The following is a 15,422-nucleotide window of genomic DNA, read 5'->3' as shown; positions in this document are numbered from 1 at the left end:
ACGGGTTCTGCCGGTACGGGCTCGCCGGTCACCGGGCCGCCCCTCTCGATTCGATCACCGAACGCTGCCGGGGGTCGAGCGCGTCGCGCAGTCCGTCGCCGACCACGTTGAACGCCAGCACGGTGACGAAGATCGCCAGGCCGGGAAAGATGCCCATCCACGGTGCCTGGCTGACGAAGTCACGCCCCTCGGCCAGCATCCGGCCCCAGGCCGGATCGGGGCGCTGCACCCCGAGGCCGAGAAAGGACAGCGCCGCCTCGGCGAGAATGGCGAAGGCCAGGCTCAACGAGGTCTGCACGATCACCGGCGCGGTGATGTTCGGCAGCACGTGTCGCACGAGGATGCGCAGGTCGGAGGCGCCGACCGCGCGGGCGGCCCGGACGTACAGCTCGGTCGCGGCGACCATCGTCGCGGCCCGCACGATCCGGGCGAAGATCGGGGTGTAGACGATGCCGATGGCGATCATCGCGTTGGTGATCCCCGGGCCGAGAATGGCCAGCACCGCGATGGCCAGCAGGATCGCCGGGAACGCGAACAGCACGTCCATCGTGCGCATCAGCAGCGCGTCGGCCGGCCCGGTGTAGAAGCCGGCGACCAGGCCGATCAGCAGGCCCGCGCCGAGCGAGATGCCGACCGCGACGAGGCCGACCTGCAGCGACACCCGGGCGCCGGCGAGCACCCGGCTGAGCACGTCGCGGCCCAGGTTGTCGGTGCCGAACGGATGCGCCAACGACGGCGCGGCCAGCCGGCCGGGTACGTCGACCGCGTTCGGGTCGTACGGTGCCAACGCCGGGCCGAACACGGCGACCACCGCCAGCCCGGCCAGCACCAGCAACCCGGCCAGGGCCAACCGGTTGCCCAGCAGCAGGACGAGTACGCGGCGGGTCATCGGTGCCGTACCCGTGGGTCGAGGTAGCTGTAGAGCAGGTCCACCAGGAAGTTCACCAGCAGGAACATCAGCGCGATGGCGAGCACCGCGCCCTGCAGCAGGCTGTAGTCCCGCCGCACCACCGCGTCGTAGGCCAGCCGGCCCAACCCGGGCCACTCGAAGATCACCTCGACCACCACGACGCCGCCGAGCAGGAAACCCAGTTGCAGGCCGACGGCGGTGACGATGGAGATCCAGGCGTTGGGCAGCACGTGCCGGCGTACCGTCTGCCAACGGGACAGGCCCTTGGCCCGGGCGGTGCGGGCGTAGTCCTGGTGCATCGCCTCCAGCACCGCGGAACGGACGAACCGGGTCAGCACCGACCCGGAGATCAACCCGACGGTGACCGCCGGCAGCACCAGGTGGCGCACCGCCCGCAGCGGATCGTCCAGTGGCGACACGTAGCCGGAGGCGGGCAGCCAGCCGAGCACCAGGGCGAAGAGCAGGATGTACATGATCCCGCTCCAGAAGTCGGGCACCGAGACCCACAGTTGGCTGAACGCGGTGGCGGCCCGGTCGACCAGCGATCCGGAGCGCACCGCGGACACCACCCCCAACGGCAGGGCGATGGCCAACGCCACCGCCAGGGCGGCGAAGGCCAGCAGGCTGGTCGGGCCGAGCCGGGCCAGCAGCAGCCGGGTCACCGGCTCACCGCTGCGGAAGCTGACCCCGAGATCACCGGTGAGCGCCCGCGCCAGCCAGCGGCCGTACTGGGTCAGCAGCGGCTGGTCCAGCCCGGCGCGGGCCCGCATCGCCTGGTACAGCTCCTCGTCGAAGCGGGTGCCCAGGGCCAGCCGGATCGGGTCGCCGGGCACCAGGTGGACGATCAGGAACACCGCGATGCTCACGCCAAGCATCGCCACCACCGTCTGCAGCGCCCGCCGCAGCAGGAAGCGCCCCATGACGGCAGGTCAGCCGGCGAACCGTACGGTGCGCAGCCGGGTCTTGCCGTCCGGGTGCAGCTCCACCCCGGACACCTGCGGCACCCAGGCCAACGCGGCCTGCGGGCTGTACAGGTAGCCGTAGCTGACATCGTCGATGATCAGCCGTGCCGCCTGGTGGTAGAGGTCGCGCCGCTCGGTGTCCTCGACACTGGCCCGGGCCTGGTCGAGGTACTGGTCGACCTGGGCGTTGGCGTAGCCGTGGAAATTGAACGATCCCTGCGAGTGGTGTTGGGCGTAGTAGGCGTACTCGCCGTCGAGGTTGTTCAGCCACCCGAGGATGTAACAGTCGTACGTGCCGTTGCCCTGCTCGTCGAGCCAGCTGGCGAAGTCCAGGGTGCGGATCTCCACGTCGACGCCGACGTCCTGCCACTGGCTGGCGATCACCTCGGCGGCCTGCAGGGTGTGCGGGAACTCGTTGGTCAGCATCAGGTCGATCGTGAGGTCCTCGACACCGGCGCCGGACAACAGCTCGCGAGCCTGGTCCGGATCGTAGCTGAACGGAGCGTAGTCGGTGGCCCAGAAGTTGCCCGGTGGCATCGCCGACTGGATCGGCGTGGCCGCGTCGAAGAAGGCGGCCTGCGCGACCTGCTCGCGGTCGATGGCGAACGACAGCGCCCGGCGTACGTCGATGTCGTCGAACGGCGGCCGGTCGAAGTTGCAGGTGAAGTACCAGTAGTCGTTGCTGGCCTGCTGGCCGAGCTCGACGTCGGCGTCGTCACGCAGCGCCGCGATCTCCTGCGGCGGGATGTTGTTGGTCAGGTGCACCGCGCCGGTACGCAGGTTGGTCAGCGCGGTGGTGGACTCGGAGATGAACCGGAACTCGACCCGGTCGACGTACGGGCCCTCGCCCCAGTAGTCCGGGTTGGCCTCCAGCACGATCCGGTCACCCGGGGTGTAGCTGACGAACCGGAACGGGCCGGTGCCGATCGCGTCACTGGTCAGCCCGTCGCCGTCGAGCAGTTCGGGGGCGACGATCGCCATGCCCTTGAAACCGCCGATGTTGGCCAGCAGATTCGGGGTGGGCCGGTTCAGGGCGAACTCGACGGTGTGGTCGTCGACCGCGCGTACCTCGTCGACCGACTCGAACCGCCAGGCGTTGGCGGCGACCTCGGCGTTGGTGATCCGGTCGAAGCTGGCCACCACGTCATCGGCGGTGAACGGATTGCCGTTGTGCCAGGTGACGTCCTCGCGCAGCTGGAAGGTCCAGGTGAGCAGGTCGTCGCTGACCGCCCACTCGGTGGCCAGGGCGGGCTGGAAGCTGAGGTCCGGTGCCGGCTCGACGAGGGTGTCGTAGACGTTCTCCAGCACCAGGAAGGTCGGCGAAGCCGTGGAGACGTGCACGTCGAGGCTGTCCGGCTCGCTGGAGATGGCGACGACCAGGGTGCCGTCTGACGGGGCGGCATCGCCGTCGGGCTCCAGCGACTCGCCGGTCGAGCACGCGGCGAGGGCGAGTACGGTGGCGGCGACAGCGACGAGGCCGATGCGGCCGGTGCGGCCGGCACCGGGTCCGCCGGCGCCGCCGGCCTGGTGCCGGGCCCGCCCGGTGCGGGCGATCCACCGGTACGGGGATGCAGGGGTGCGGTTCACCGTCTTCTCCTACCTCGTTGTCGCCGGTACGGGCTTGACGGGCTGGGGACGGTGACCGTCTGGGAACAGTGGCCGGTCGGTGGTGGCCCCCCGCCAAGGTGGACCGCCGCTGTCCACCGTCGACGGTCCGGCGGACTCGACATCTCGTCGCCGCCGGCCCGGCGCGTGGCCGGGCCTCTGGTCGGCCGGGTGCCTGCCCGGCCGTGCTGAGAACCGACCCTAGTCGATCGACCTGGTGGTCACAACTCGGTGACCCAAGGTGCCGTCACCCCGGTCGGTCGGCCCCCGGCGGCCAGGTGGAACGGTTCATGACCAGCGGGCCGCGCCGCCGGCTGGCCGCTTCATCCGGTGTTATCGCAGGTGAAACCTGGTCTTGACAATCATGGATGGACATTCATAGCCTTCATCGAGTTGTATCGTTTCATGTTCATCACGGGGTGCCGGTTCCGACAGCCAGCCCGACAGCCAGCCCGCCCGCATCCGGCTGCGACCGGCGCCGTCGACCCCAGGAGATCGCGATGCGCCGTCCCACTCCGCGTCACCGTCGCCGACGTGTCCGTACCACGTCGATCGCCGCCACCACCGCCACCGTCCTGCTGCTGGCCACCGTCCCGGCCAGCGCCGGAGCCGGACCGTATCCCGACGGCGGTGGGCAGGGCGGCGGTGGACACGGTGGCGGCCATCCCGGCCCGGCCGCCGTCCAACTCGAACACCTCGACCGTGGCCTGGTGGCCGCCGCCACCGACGACGGGGTCTTCCTCAGCTGGCGGCTGCTCGGACACGAGGTGACCGGCCACACCGGCACCGGCATGGCCGGCGCCGACTTCCACGTCTACCGCGACGGCGAGCACATCGCCACCGTCACCGACGCCACCAACTACCTCGACACCGACGGCGGCATGACCGCCGGCTACCAGGTCGCCGCCGTGGTCGACGGCACCGAGGTCGACCGCAGCGCGACCGTGTCGCCCTGGTCGCAGCACTACTACGAGCTGCCGCTGCGCCGACCGGCCGACGGTGTCACCCCGGTCGGCGAGACGTACACCTATTCCGCCAACGACATGAGCGTCGGCGACGTCGACGGCGACGGGCAGTACGAGTTCATCGTCAAGTGGGACCCGTCCAACTCCAAGGACGTCTCCCAGGTCGGCTACACCGGGCCGGTCTACCTCGACACGTACCGCCTGGACGGTACCCTGCTGCACCGCATCGACCTCGGGGTCAACGTCCGGGCCGGTGCCCACTACACCCAGTTCCTGGTCTACGACTTCGACGGCGACGGCCGCTGCGAGATGATGCTCAAGACCGCCCCGGGCACGAAGACCGTCAGCTACCGTCCGGACGGCCAAATCGCTGGCGAGCGCTACGTCACCATGCCGAAGTCGGACCGGCGGGCCGGCTACTCGCACAGCGACGACTACCGGATGTCGGCCGCGGACTACTACGACCACCTGGTGGCGATGTTCCAGGGCTGGCACGCCCACCCCGAGGTGGTCGCCGGCAACTGGCCGGCCACCCTGGAGGCGGCGTTCGGCATCGAACCGACGTACGACTATCCGCTGTCGCGGGCCGACGCGCAGACCCTCGCCGACTACTTCGTCGACGTCTACGCCCCGGCCCGCAGCACTCGCAACAACCTGCGCGCATTCGAGGGCTTCATCGTCGACGGGCCCGAGTACCTGACCGTGTTCGACGGCGCCACCGGGCGGGAGTTGCAGACCGTCCGTTACAAGCCCGGCCGCCACGACGACGGCCTGATGTGGGGCGACTACGCGATGTCGCGCATCGAGCCGGGCAACCGGGTCGACCGGTTCCTCGCGGCAGTGGCCTACCTGGACGGCAGGCGCCCGTCGGCGGTCTTCGCCCGCGGCTACTACACCCGTTCCACGCTGGTCGCCTACGGCTGGGACGGGCGCAGGCTCACCGAGCAGTGGTACGTCGACAGCGGCTGGACGCCGATGACCAACCCGTTCAACGACTCGCCGCACGGCCGCGACGGCACCGACGACGAGTTCGCCACCATCACCACCCAGGGCCAGCACTCGATCAGCGCGGCCGACGTCGACGGCGACGGCCGCCAGGAGATCGTCTACGGAGCCGCCACCATCGACCACGACGGCAGCCTGCTCTACAGCGCCTTCGCGCAGATGCCGCCGCAGAGCGCGGCGCCCGGCACCACGGCCCGGCTCGGCCACGGCGACGCCATGCACGTCACCGACATCGACCCGGACCGCCCCGGCCTGGAGGCATACATGGTCTTCGAGGGCGGGCGGTGGGCGCCGTACGGGCACGGGTTGCTCGACGCAGCCACCGGCGAGGTGATCTTCGGCGCGTACTCCGGAGTGGACACCGGACGCGGCATGATCGGCGACATCGATCCGGACCTGCCCGGCCACGAGGTCTGGGCGGTCAGCGGACTCGGCCTGCACACCGCCACCGGAGAACCGCTCGGTTCGCAGATCCCCGGCACGAACATGAGCATCAGATGGGCGGCCGACGGCACCACCCAGATCGTCGACGGCGCCATCGACCAGACCCCGACGATCGAGGACTGGCGCCGGGGCCGGCTGCTCACCGCCGAGGACACCCGGACCAACAACTACACCAAGGGCAACCCGGGCCTGGTCGCCGACGTTCTCGGTGACTGGCGGGAGGAGATGCTGGTCCGTACGGTCGACAGCGCCGCGATCCGGATCTACCTCAGCACCGAGCTGACCGACCGCAAGCTCTACACCCTGATGCACGACCCGCAGTACCGCGTCGAGGTGGCCCGCCAGCAGACCACCTACAACCAGCCGTCGTACCCCGGCTTCTACCTGGCCGCCGACACCGACTTCAGCCAGGTGCCGGTGCCGGACTACTGGGCGCCGGGCAGCCTGGCGGCGCTGCGGACCGCGTACGACGGATTCCGCCGCGACGGCGCGATCACCGGACCGATCACCCACCGGCTGACCGCCGCGCTGGACCAGGCACAGCACCACCTCGACCGGGGCCGAACCGATCAGGCGGTGCAGGCGTTGCAGCGCTTCGTGCACCAGTTGGCGCATCCGCACCACGCCGACCGGGTCGATCCGGCCGCCGCGGCGACGTTGACCCACCAGGCGCGGACCGTCGTCGGGATGCTCGACTGAGTCCGGCGGCGGCGGACGTGGCAGCGGTGTGCGGCGGGCTGCGAACCCGCCGCACACCACCGGCCGGCGGTCCGGCTAGGCTCTTGCGCCGTGGGAAGACTGTGGCAGGGCGTGACGTCGACCGTCGGCCGCCTGGCCGGCCAGCGGGTACCGGCGCAACGACGCCCGACACCGGCCAAGCTGGCCCGGCCCCGGCAGGTCGCCGCGCTGCAGCGGCGACAGCTGTCGTACGCCCCGGAACTGGACGGGCACGCCGACCCGGGGGAGATCGTCTGGACCTGGGTGTCGTACGAGGAGGACCCCCGCCAGGGCAAGGACCGTCCGGTGCTGGTGGTGGGTCGGCGCAGCCGGACCCTGTTCGGGCTGATGCTGTCCAGCCAGTCCGACCGGGACGGGCAGCGGCACTGGCTGTCGCTGGGGACCTGGGGCGACGACGGTCGGCCGAGCTGGATCCGACTCGACCGGGTACTCACCATGCGTGAGGACAGCATCCGGCGCGAGGGTGCCATCCTGGATCGTGGCCGGTTCGACCGGGTGTGCCAGGCGTTGCGGGCCGGCTACGGCTGGTCCTGACCCGGCCACCGTCCGCCTGCGGCGGCGACCACGAAGATTACCGTCGATCACAGTTCGCCGACACGTCACGATCCTGTGTCCTGTCCGCCGCCCGGCGGCCGCCATGCTGGCCAAATGGTGACGGCATCATGAGGATCGTTCGACTGGCGAATTTCATCACCGGCAGCTCCGGCGGGTTGCGCACCGCGCTGCGGGAGCTCGGCACCGGCTATCTGGCCGCCGGCCACGATCCGGTGCTGCTGGTGCCCGGGCGGGCCGACGCGGACGAGGACACGCCGCAGGGTCGGGTGATCACCGTCGCCGGCCCGGTGGTGCCGGGCACCGGTGGCTACCGGGTGCTGCTGGGCCGTTCCCGGGTGCGTCGCCTGCTCGACGACCTCGCTCCGGACCGGCTGGAGGTCTCCGACCGCACCACTTTGCGGTGGACCGGCCAGTGGGCGCGCCGGCACGGCGTACCCGCGTTGATGGTCTCCCACGAGACGCTCGACGGTCTGCTGCGGCTGCCGTTCGGCGGGCGCGCCGACGGCCCGACGAAACTGACCGACCGGATCACCGATCGGATCGCCGACCGGCTCAACACGGCCACCGCCGCGGCGTACGACCGGGTCGTGTGCACCACCGAGTGGGCCGCCCGGGAGTTCACCCGCATCGGCGCCGACAACCTGGTACGGGTACCGCTCGGCGTGGACCTCGACCAGTTCCATCCACGGCGGCACGACGAGGCGGTACGCCGGCGCTACGCGCCGAACGGTGAACTGCTGGTGCTGCACTGCGCCCGGTTGTCCGCCGAGAAGTGCCCGGAGCGGGTCCTCGCGGCCCTGGCGGCGTTGCGGGAGCGGGACGTACCCGCGGTCGGGGTGATCGTCGGGACCGGCCCCCGCCAGGCGGGCCTGCGCGCGCATGCCATCGAGGTCGGGCTGAACGTGCACTTCGTCAACTATGTCAGTGACCGCGACGAGGTCGCCCGGTTGCTGGCCAGCGCCGACGTGGTGATCGCGCCCGGGCCGGTGGAGACGTTCGGCCTGGCCGCCCTGGAGGCCCTGGCCAGCGGCACCCCGGTGGTGGTCGCTGCGGAAAGCGCACTACCGGAGGTGATCGGTGGCGCCGGGCTGGCGGTGGCCGGCGGCGGGGACGGCTACGCGGACGCGATCTGCGCACTCGCCGCCCGCCCGGTGTCGGCCCGGCGTGCGGCGGCCCGCTGCCGGGCCGAGCGCTTCCCCTGGTCGGCGGCGGTCGACGGCTTCCTCCGCGCCCACCACCTCACCCCGCTCCCCGCCACCCCCACCCCGACCCCCACCTCGACGATCTTGGGCTTATCGAGCGGCAAAACGGACGGATCCTCGCGATGAGTCCAAGATCGCCGGGGGTGGGGGGTCGGGGCTAGCGCAGGCCGTTACGGATCGCCACCTCGATCAGCGTCCGCTGATCGTCGGTGATGATGCCGTCCACGCCGAGGTCGATCGCCCGCTGCATGTGGGTGGCGTCGTTGATCGTGTACGGCACCACCAGCAGCCGGTCCCGCTGCTGCAACACCGGCACCGTCGGCCCGTGGAAGTAGCGCGGGTCCTGACGCAGGTACCAGTCCGGATCGACCACGGTCGGCTGATCCGGGTCGTGCACCTGCCAGTTCGCCGACACCGTCGACGCGCCAGCGGCGCGGACCAGTTTGCCCAGGTCGCGGTGGTCCCACCAGTCCAGCCCGCCGGTCCACGGGCTGGTCACTGACGGGTCGCCGTACACGGCCTGCAGTGAGCACTCGTCAGCCAGCGACGCGCACTCGGCCGGCCCGTACTGCCAGACCAGGGCGACCGTGGCGATCCGGTGGTCGAGCTTGCGGGCCAGCATGATGGTCCGCCAGTCGAACGACTGGATCGTCACCCGGTCCACCAGCCGGGCCCGCTCGACCGCGTGCACCAGGGCGGCGGTGAAGACCCGGTACGGGGCGGTGTCGTCGACCATCGGGCTGATCTTCGTCTCGATGTTGAACCGGATGTCACGCCGGCCGCTGTCGCGGACCAGCGCGAACACCTCGTCCAGGGTCGGGATCCGGGCACCCGGCACGAGCACCTGCTCGGGCAGGGCCGGCACCGGCACCGAGCCGCAGTCGAGGGTCTTGAGCTGGCGCAGCGTCAGGTCGCGGACCAGCTTGCCGACGTATGGGAACATCGGGTCGCCGGTGCGGACCGGGCCGGTGTCGGCGCAGTGCGAGCCCGAGATCGTCCGGTCGTGCAGCACGACCAGGTGTCCGTCCCGGGTCATTCCGGTGTCCAACTCCAGGGTGGACACCGCCGGATCGGCCAGCGAGTGGGCGAACGCGGGCAGGGTGTTCTCCGGGCGCTCCCAGCGCCCACCCCGGTGGGCCTGCACGTCGAACGGCGACGCGTACGCCCTCGGCAGCCGCATCCGGCGCTGCGCCAGCAGGTCCCGCAGCCGGTCCGGGTAGTCGGTGATGATGCCGTCCACCCCGTCGTCGATCAGTTTCGCCATCGTCGGCGGGTCGTCGACCGTCCACGGCACCACCGCGATGCCGTGCCGGTGCGCGTGCCGGACCAGGTCCTTGGTCACGTACGGCCGGTAGTCGGGGTCGGTGACCGTGCCGTCCTGCGGGAATCCGTGTACGGGGGAGAAGGCGCTGGCGCCGAAGGTCCTGATCGCCCGGATCGGGTCTCCGCCGAAGTCGTCGATGTCGATGCCGCCCAGCCACGGCGACGCGCCCGGCTGGCCGACCTGCAGGAAGTCGTAGTTGGTCAGGGCCACCAGCGGCAGTCGCGGCTCCACCTCACCCATCCGCATCAGCGCGCCCCAGTCGAAGCTCTGGACGGTGGCCTGGCGCAGCAGTCCGGCGGCGCGGATCTCGGCGGCGGTGACCTGGACGAACTGCTCCCGGGGCGCGGTCTCGTGTGGCGCGCCGGCTTCGACCTTGGTCTCGATGTTGAGCCGTACGTCGCGGGCTCCGTAGCGGTTGACCAGCGCGAGGACCTCGCGCAGCAGCGGCATGGTGGCGCCGGGCACGGCTGTCTGGCCGGGATGGCCCGGCAGCGTACGACTGCCGCAGTCCAGGGTGCGTACCTGGGCGAGGGTCAGCGTGTGCACGTACTTCCCGACGTACGGAAAGTCGGGGTCGCCCGGGCGCGCCGGCGCGGTGTCGGCGCACTTCGCGGCGCTGATCCGCCGGTCGTGGGTGACCACCGCCTGCCCGTCACCGGTGATCTGTACGTCGAGTTCGAGGGTGCGTACGCCGAGTTGCAGCGCGTTGCCGAAAGCGGCCAGGGTGCTTTCCACCCGTAACCCCAGCCCACCTCGGTGGGCCTGCAGGTCGAACAGCCCACTGTGGTCGTGCCGCCCGCCGGCCTGGGCTGGTGCGCCCGGCCCGGCCAGGCCGATCAGCCCGGTCGCGGCGGTCGCGGCGGCGAGCACGCTGCCGAGGAGCCGGCGCCACCGCCATCGAAAAGTGACCATGAGACGTCCTGTCTGGTCGATCCGTCACGTCCGATGGCATGCTGCTGCCCGGATCGGTCCAGTCGGCGTTCGGCGGGCGTCGACCAGGTGAACCGCAGGCGCACGGGACTCGACCGGTGCACCCGGACGGCTCAGCCCAGCGCTCTGGTGAATCCGGCGAGAGGTGGACTACCGCGGGTACGGGCTGCTCAGCCCGGGTGCCATCGCCTCGCAGCGGGCCAACTACTACTTCCAGGGGATGACCCAGGGCACCTTCAGCAACCACCCCATCCCCGCACCACTCGACGACAACTGGATGGTGAGTGACGAGGTGCCGATCGCCTCGGTGGTCTGGCACCCCTGCGGCGAGCAGCGCAATCTCAACATCAACACAGAGTTGCGCCTCAGCAAGGGCACCTCGACGGACGTCAGCTTCCTGACCATGGACTCGACCGACGGCAGCATCGAAACCATGTACCACCTGGCCTGGCAGCCCTGCCCGTGAACTGACCTCCGTACCCGATGACCCGAGGGCGGCCGGTGTGACCGGCCACCCTCGACCGGTGCCTGCGGCCACGGTGGCGGGTCTGGTCGTCGGTGACGAGTGACCGCGACCTTCGACGGCTCGCCGGTGCCGCCCTCGGGATGACGGCGGGCCGCCACCCAGCTGCCACACCATCGTCGCCCGGCCGTTGCCGGTCGGACACCGACTGATGGAAGCGTGTCCCCGTGCCGGCACCCGATCTTCGCCTGTGGTCCCGGTCCGGGTCGCGGCAGTACCGCTGGTGGGGATTCGCCGGTACGGCGTTGGTGGGGGTAGGCGCGCTCGGCGCGGGCGCGCTGTCCCACCAGGATCCGTACGTCGGCCTGCCGTTGGTCGGGACCTTGCGGCAGCTTCCCGGCCTCGCCGCCGGGCTGGTCTTCGCCGGGCTTGCCGTGCTGGTACTGGCCTGGCTGCGGCTCGGCCGGAGCCTACCGGCCCCACGTGAGCTGGCCGGCACGCTGGTCTGGTGGAGCGCTCCGCTGCTCGCGGTGCCACCGCTGTTCAGCCGGGACGCGTACAGCTATCTGGCGCAAGGCGCGATGTTCGACCGGGGGATCGACCCGTACCACTTCGGGCCGGCCGCGCTCGGTGGGCACCTCGCCGCGGATATCCCGCAGATCTGGCAGCACACCCCGGCCCCGTACGGACCGGTCTTCCTGGCGGTCGCGGCGGTCGCGATCCGGTTCGCCGGCGATCATCCGGTGATTGCCCTGCTCGCCCTGCGGCTGCTGGTCGTGGCGGCGTTGGGGCTGCTCGCCCGGTGCGTGGCGGAAATGGCATTGCGCTGCGCCGTCGACCCGGCCCGGGCCCTCTGGCTCGGCGTGGTCAACCCGCTGGTGATCGCTCACCTGGTCGGCGGGATCCACAACGACGCGCTGATGATCACCCTGATGGCCGCCGGTCTGCTGCTGGTGCTGCGCGGCCAGCGGATCCTCGCGGTGCTGGTGCTGACGCTCGCCGTGCTGGTGAAGGCCCCAGCGGCGGCGGCCCTGCTGTTCGTCGTACCGGCCTGGGCCGCCGCCATGGCCGGCCGGTGGCGTCCGGCCCGGGCGGCGTCCGCCGTGATCACGGTCGCGGTCACCGCCACCGTAGCCGTCACCTGGCTGCTCGGATCCGGGTACGGCTGGGTGCAGGCACTCGGCACGCCGACCGTGGTCCGTAACGGCATGTCGCTGAGCACCAACGCCGGCATGATCCTGGGCTGGTTGCCGCAGCGCCTCGGACTCGCCACGGTCGACACGGCGGTGGCCACCACCCGCGTCGGTGGGCTGCTCGCCGTGGTCGCGGTAACCGCGCTGGTCTGGTGGCACCGGGACCGACTCAACCCGGTCACCGCCGCCGGGCTGGTGCTGACCGCGGTCGTGGTGCTCGGCCCGGTCGTGCACCCGTGGTACCTGCTGTGGGGGCTGGTGCTGCTGGCCGCCGGAACCACGCACTGGCTGGCCCGTCGCGGCCTGGTGGCCGTCAGCGTCGGGCTGGTGTTCTCGTTGCAGCCGATGGGCGCGAGCCCGCAACCGGCCGACGTCGTGGCCGCGATCGTCGGCGTGACCGTCGTCGTGGTCGCAGCCGTCACGCCCAGATGGCTCGCCGCCTGGCGGCTCAGCTCCGCGCCGCTGCCGGCCGAGAAGCCGGGTCCGCAGGCGCCCGTCGCGGAGACGGTGCCTTCGGCGTTGGCCACGGAACTGGCCCGGGAGCCACTGCCCGTCGTCGCACCACAGCTCAGCCGGTCCAGCTGAGCGTACGGGGCCCGTACCCGCGCCAGACGCGGCCGGCGGTCAGTCACCAACCGGGTGGTCGGACTTGGCCGCCCGGTCATCCTTGGCCGCCCGGTCATCGGCGGTCCCGGCACGCCGGCGCACGACGTGGGCGCCGGCACCCAGCCGGGCGGCGACGCGGGCCAGGGCCTGGTCACCGGGCCGGGCGGCGATGTGGAAGTGCGAGGCCGTCGTCGGGGCCAGGTCACCGCCCCACACCAGGACGCCGTCGCAGTCGGCGAGAACGTCCCGCACGATCGCCTCCTGGTGCGGCCACGGCGATTCGCTGCCGCCCAGCGGGTAGGCGGTGGGGTGCAGGGCGATCGCGGTGCCGGAAAGATAGGCCGACTCGAAGTCGGCCCGTACGGCGCGGTCGGTGCGGTGGCCGGCGATGCCGCCGCCCTCACCGGTGTCGACCGGGCCGATCTCGTAGTGCCAGCGGCGGGCGACGTGCAGCAGCACCACGGCGGCGGGGCCGTGCCGCAACGCCACCGAGGCGGTAGAACCCTCGACGCGGTAGGTGGCGATGGCGGCCGGGTCGATCCGCCAGCCGTTGGCGGACACGTCACCGGTCCAGCCGTGGGCCTCGGGCGCACCGGCTGCGTGGGCCGCGCCGGCGGGGGCCTGGGTGAGCATCCCGGCGCCGACGGCACCGACAGCGCCGCCGAGCAGGCTTCGTCTGGTGATCATTTCGGGTTCCTCACTCGCTCACTGGACGGGCACGAGGGCGGACACGCCGGGGTCGGCGCCGTCGCGCCAGACGTCGTGGTCCAGACCCCAGCCGGGCGCGAACTCGTACTCCCGGATCTGGTTGAACGACCAGTTCTCCGGCAGCGGAAAGCCGAGGTTGCCGGAGTAGCCCCAGGACATGCCGGAGACCAGCGACCACCGGGCGCCCACCTCGCGGGAGACACGGGTGCAGACGTTGCGGGAGCCGTAGACGCCGAACAGGTACCGGTCACCCAGCTCGGTGAGCGCGTCCCGCACCCCTTGGAAGTACGGCTTGACACCGGCGTCGATGTCGACGTCCAGCGCGTCGAAGTCGACCGCGAAGTAGATGCAGGTGCCGGTGGGGATACGGTGCTCGTCGGCCTTCTGGTGGGCGATCAGGCCCTGGTCGTACCCCTTGGCGTAGGTGAAGTTGAACAGTTGGGTGCCGTTGTACTGAAAGATCGGGAAGAACCGCAGACCGGCGTCCAGGATGGTCTGCGGCTCGCCGGGCTTGAGCGCCTTGTCTAAAAAGTACGGATCTGACGGCGGCAGGTGCTCGTCGAGATAGCGCCCGACGATCCGGTACCCGGCGGCCACCAGCTGTGCGCCGCGCGTCGGGGTGATCTCGGCGACGCAGTCGCAGCCGGTGGCGGGTCGGCTTGTGTCGCCGGAAGAGACGAGCAACTGGGCCCAAGTGGTGTAGTCGTTGGTACCGGTCTCGGGGATCTGGGCAAAACGCTGAAAGGCGCGCAGCCACGCCAGGTGGGTGGCGGTCTCGACGTCGGTGTCGATGTCCTGCGGCCGGTAGGCCAGCGGCACCTGCGGATCGCCCGGCAGCATCGTCGGCGAGTTGACGTAGCAGGCCGACCGGAACAGATGCCGCAGGTCGCCGGTGAGCTGCCCGGACCCGACACCACGCAGCCCGGCCTGGGTGCCCGGCCCGAAGTTGCCGTTGATCGAGCCGAGCGGAATACCGACCTCGTACTGGATGGCCATCATCAGCCCTTGCTGCACGTCCCGGGCGTAGATCCCGTCGCAGGGCACCAGGCTCATCGCCGGGATGCCGACGCCGGCCACATAACGCGAGTTGAGCTGCTGCTGGATGCCCCGCACGACGCCGTCACCCTGCGGCACCAGGCGGAACTGGTCCATCCGCAGCATCGCCCGCGCGATGTGCGGCCACATCGCCCGGCGGGCCGACAGACCGGCGTACGACAGCCCCGCGTCGGCGTAGAGCTGGCTGAACGAGGCTTCCGAGTCGCCGGTCCAGACCCCCTGGTCGGTGGAGGTCCAGTAGCCCTTGCACCACAGGGCGGCGTTGTAGATACGCACCAGATTGGTGTTGGTCTCCTCGGCCGGTAGCCGGTTGCGTGTCTGGACCGCGTTGAAGGTGCCGGGGCCGAAGTTCTGCACCGTCGGCGAGATGCCGTGCTCGTACTGCAGTGCCTGGGTCAGGGAGAGCACGGTGGGCCAGCCGGTGAGCCCGTCCTCCGGGCAGCTGAGGTATCCCGGCACACCGTGGTAGGTGGCGTTGACCCACTGCTGGGCCACGAGTACGTGGCTGTCCGCCAGGCTGGTCCATGGCGCGCCAAGGCCAATCGTCTCAGGCATCATTCCCCCGTGGTGCCGTCCGATGCTATCGACGATACGGCTCACCGGAGGCGATGTAAATCGGAGGATTGTGTCGATCATTGATGCGTGTCAAAATTCGCCTCAATCGCACCGGGAGCCAGTGCGAGTCGCTCGATCCCAGCGGAGAGGACGGGCAGGGTGGCCGACCACCCGGCGCCGGGCAGTCCTCTTTCGGCAATC

11 protein-coding genes are annotated in these 15,422 nt (G+C 71.0%); 5 read left to right on the top strand and 6 right to left on the bottom strand.

Annotated features, from left to right (window positions below; all coding sequences use genetic code 11):
* Positions 1-28: 28 nt before the first annotated feature.
* The 3 genes from ACN27F_RS05670 to ACN27F_RS05660 are packed head-to-tail and all read right to left on the bottom strand — an operon-like array spanning position 29 to position 3,354.
* On the bottom strand, positions 29-889 hold the full coding sequence (locus ACN27F_RS05670; protein ID WP_421431548.1) for an ABC transporter permease: 861 nt from the start codon (positions 887-889) through the stop codon (positions 29-31).
* Positions 886-1,830 carry an ABC transporter permease gene (locus tag ACN27F_RS05665; protein ID WP_421431547.1) on the bottom strand — a complete coding sequence of 315 codons (945 nt, stop codon included), beginning with the start codon at positions 1,828-1,830 and terminating at the stop codon, positions 886-888. The genes ACN27F_RS05670 and ACN27F_RS05665 overlap by 4 nt, the downstream gene beginning before the upstream one ends.
* 9 nt (positions 1,831-1,839) lie before the next feature.
* A complete protein-coding gene (locus tag ACN27F_RS05660; RefSeq protein WP_421439994.1) occupies positions 1,840-3,354 on the bottom strand; it encodes an ABC transporter substrate-binding protein in 1,515 nt (504 codons plus the stop codon).
* Positions 3,355-3,977: 623 nt separating this feature from the next.
* Between ACN27F_RS05660 and ACN27F_RS05655 the strand changes: the two genes are divergently transcribed.
* The 3 genes from ACN27F_RS05655 to ACN27F_RS05645 all read left to right on the top strand — a co-directional run bounded on the left by ACN27F_RS05655 (position 3,978) and on the right by ACN27F_RS05645 (position 8,512).
* Positions 3,978-6,590: a rhamnogalacturonan lyase gene (locus tag ACN27F_RS05655; protein ID WP_421431546.1), complete on the top strand. Its 2,613-nt coding sequence runs from the start codon at positions 3,978-3,980 to the stop codon at positions 6,588-6,590.
* 90 nt (positions 6,591-6,680) lie between these two features.
* Complete coding sequence (locus ACN27F_RS05650) at positions 6,681-7,163, top strand: type II toxin-antitoxin system PemK/MazF family toxin (protein ID WP_421431545.1); 483 nt, start codon at positions 6,681-6,683, stop codon at positions 7,161-7,163.
* Positions 7,164-7,291: 128 nt separating this feature from the next.
* The gene (locus ACN27F_RS05645) at positions 7,292-8,512 is read left to right on the top strand and encodes a glycosyltransferase (RefSeq protein ID WP_421431544.1); all 1,221 of its coding nucleotides are present in this window, start codon (positions 7,292-7,294) and stop codon (positions 8,510-8,512) included.
* A 31-nt stretch (positions 8,513-8,543) separates the two neighbouring features.
* Here ACN27F_RS05645 and ACN27F_RS05640 read toward each other — a convergent pair whose 3' ends face one another.
* A complete protein-coding gene (locus ACN27F_RS05640; protein ID WP_421431543.1) occupies positions 8,544-10,622 on the bottom strand; it encodes a glycerophosphodiester phosphodiesterase family protein in 2,079 nt (692 codons plus the stop codon).
* A 163-nt stretch (positions 10,623-10,785) separates the two neighbouring features.
* Between ACN27F_RS05640 and ACN27F_RS05635 the strand changes: the two genes are divergently transcribed.
* Positions 10,786-11,106 (top strand): DUF4360 domain-containing protein, encoded by a 321-nt coding sequence (locus tag ACN27F_RS05635; protein ID WP_421431542.1) that lies wholly within the window; start codon positions 10,786-10,788, stop codon positions 11,104-11,106.
* A gap of 224 nt (positions 11,107-11,330) precedes the next feature.
* Positions 11,331-12,881 (top strand): polyprenol phosphomannose-dependent alpha 1,6 mannosyltransferase MptB, encoded by a 1,551-nt coding sequence (gene mptB / locus ACN27F_RS05630; protein WP_421431541.1) that lies wholly within the window; start codon positions 11,331-11,333, stop codon positions 12,879-12,881.
* Between the two features lie 39 nt (positions 12,882-12,920).
* On the opposite strand, the gene ACN27F_RS05625 is transcribed toward mptB, so the two are convergent.
* Together ACN27F_RS05625 and ACN27F_RS05620 are read right to left on the bottom strand one after the other, a co-directional pair.
* Positions 12,921-13,589, bottom strand: a complete 669-nt coding sequence (locus ACN27F_RS05625; protein WP_421431540.1) for a hypothetical protein — start codon at positions 13,587-13,589, stop codon at positions 12,921-12,923.
* Positions 13,590-13,607: 18 nt separating this feature from the next.
* Positions 13,608-15,221, bottom strand: a complete 1,614-nt coding sequence (locus ACN27F_RS05620) for a glycoside hydrolase domain-containing protein (protein ID WP_421431539.1) — start codon at positions 15,219-15,221, stop codon at positions 13,608-13,610.
* Positions 15,222-15,422: the final 201 nt, after the last annotated feature.

Origin of the sequence: Solwaraspora sp. WMMB335, from assembly GCF_049179075.1 — a bacterium.
Classification (GTDB): Bacteria; Actinomycetota; Actinomycetes; order Mycobacteriales; family Micromonosporaceae; genus Micromonospora_E.
Note: the sequence above shows the minus strand (reverse complement) of the source record. Positions and strands in the feature narration are given on the sequence as shown.

Coding starts and splice junctions, on each gene's coding strand:
- ACN27F_RS05645 (WP_421431544.1), top strand. CDS start 7,292: ATGAGGATCGTTCGACTGGCGAATTTCATCACCGGCAGCTCCGGCGGG.
- ACN27F_RS05665 (WP_421431547.1), bottom strand. CDS start 1,830: ATGGGGCGCTTCCTGCTGCGGCGGGCGCTGCAGACGGTGGTGGCGATG.
- ACN27F_RS05625 (WP_421431540.1), bottom strand. CDS start 13,589: ATGATCACCAGACGAAGCCTGCTCGGCGGCGCTGTCGGTGCCGTCGGC.
- ACN27F_RS05640 (WP_421431543.1), bottom strand. CDS start 10,622: ATGGTCACTTTTCGATGGCGGTGGCGCCGGCTCCTCGGCAGCGTGCTC.
- ACN27F_RS05670 (WP_421431548.1), bottom strand. CDS start 889: ATGACCCGCCGCGTACTCGTCCTGCTGCTGGGCAACCGGTTGGCCCTG.
- ACN27F_RS05655 (WP_421431546.1), top strand. CDS start 3,978: ATGCGCCGTCCCACTCCGCGTCACCGTCGCCGACGTGTCCGTACCACG.
- ACN27F_RS05620 (WP_421431539.1), bottom strand. CDS start 15,221: ATGCCTGAGACGATTGGCCTTGGCGCGCCATGGACCAGCCTGGCGGAC.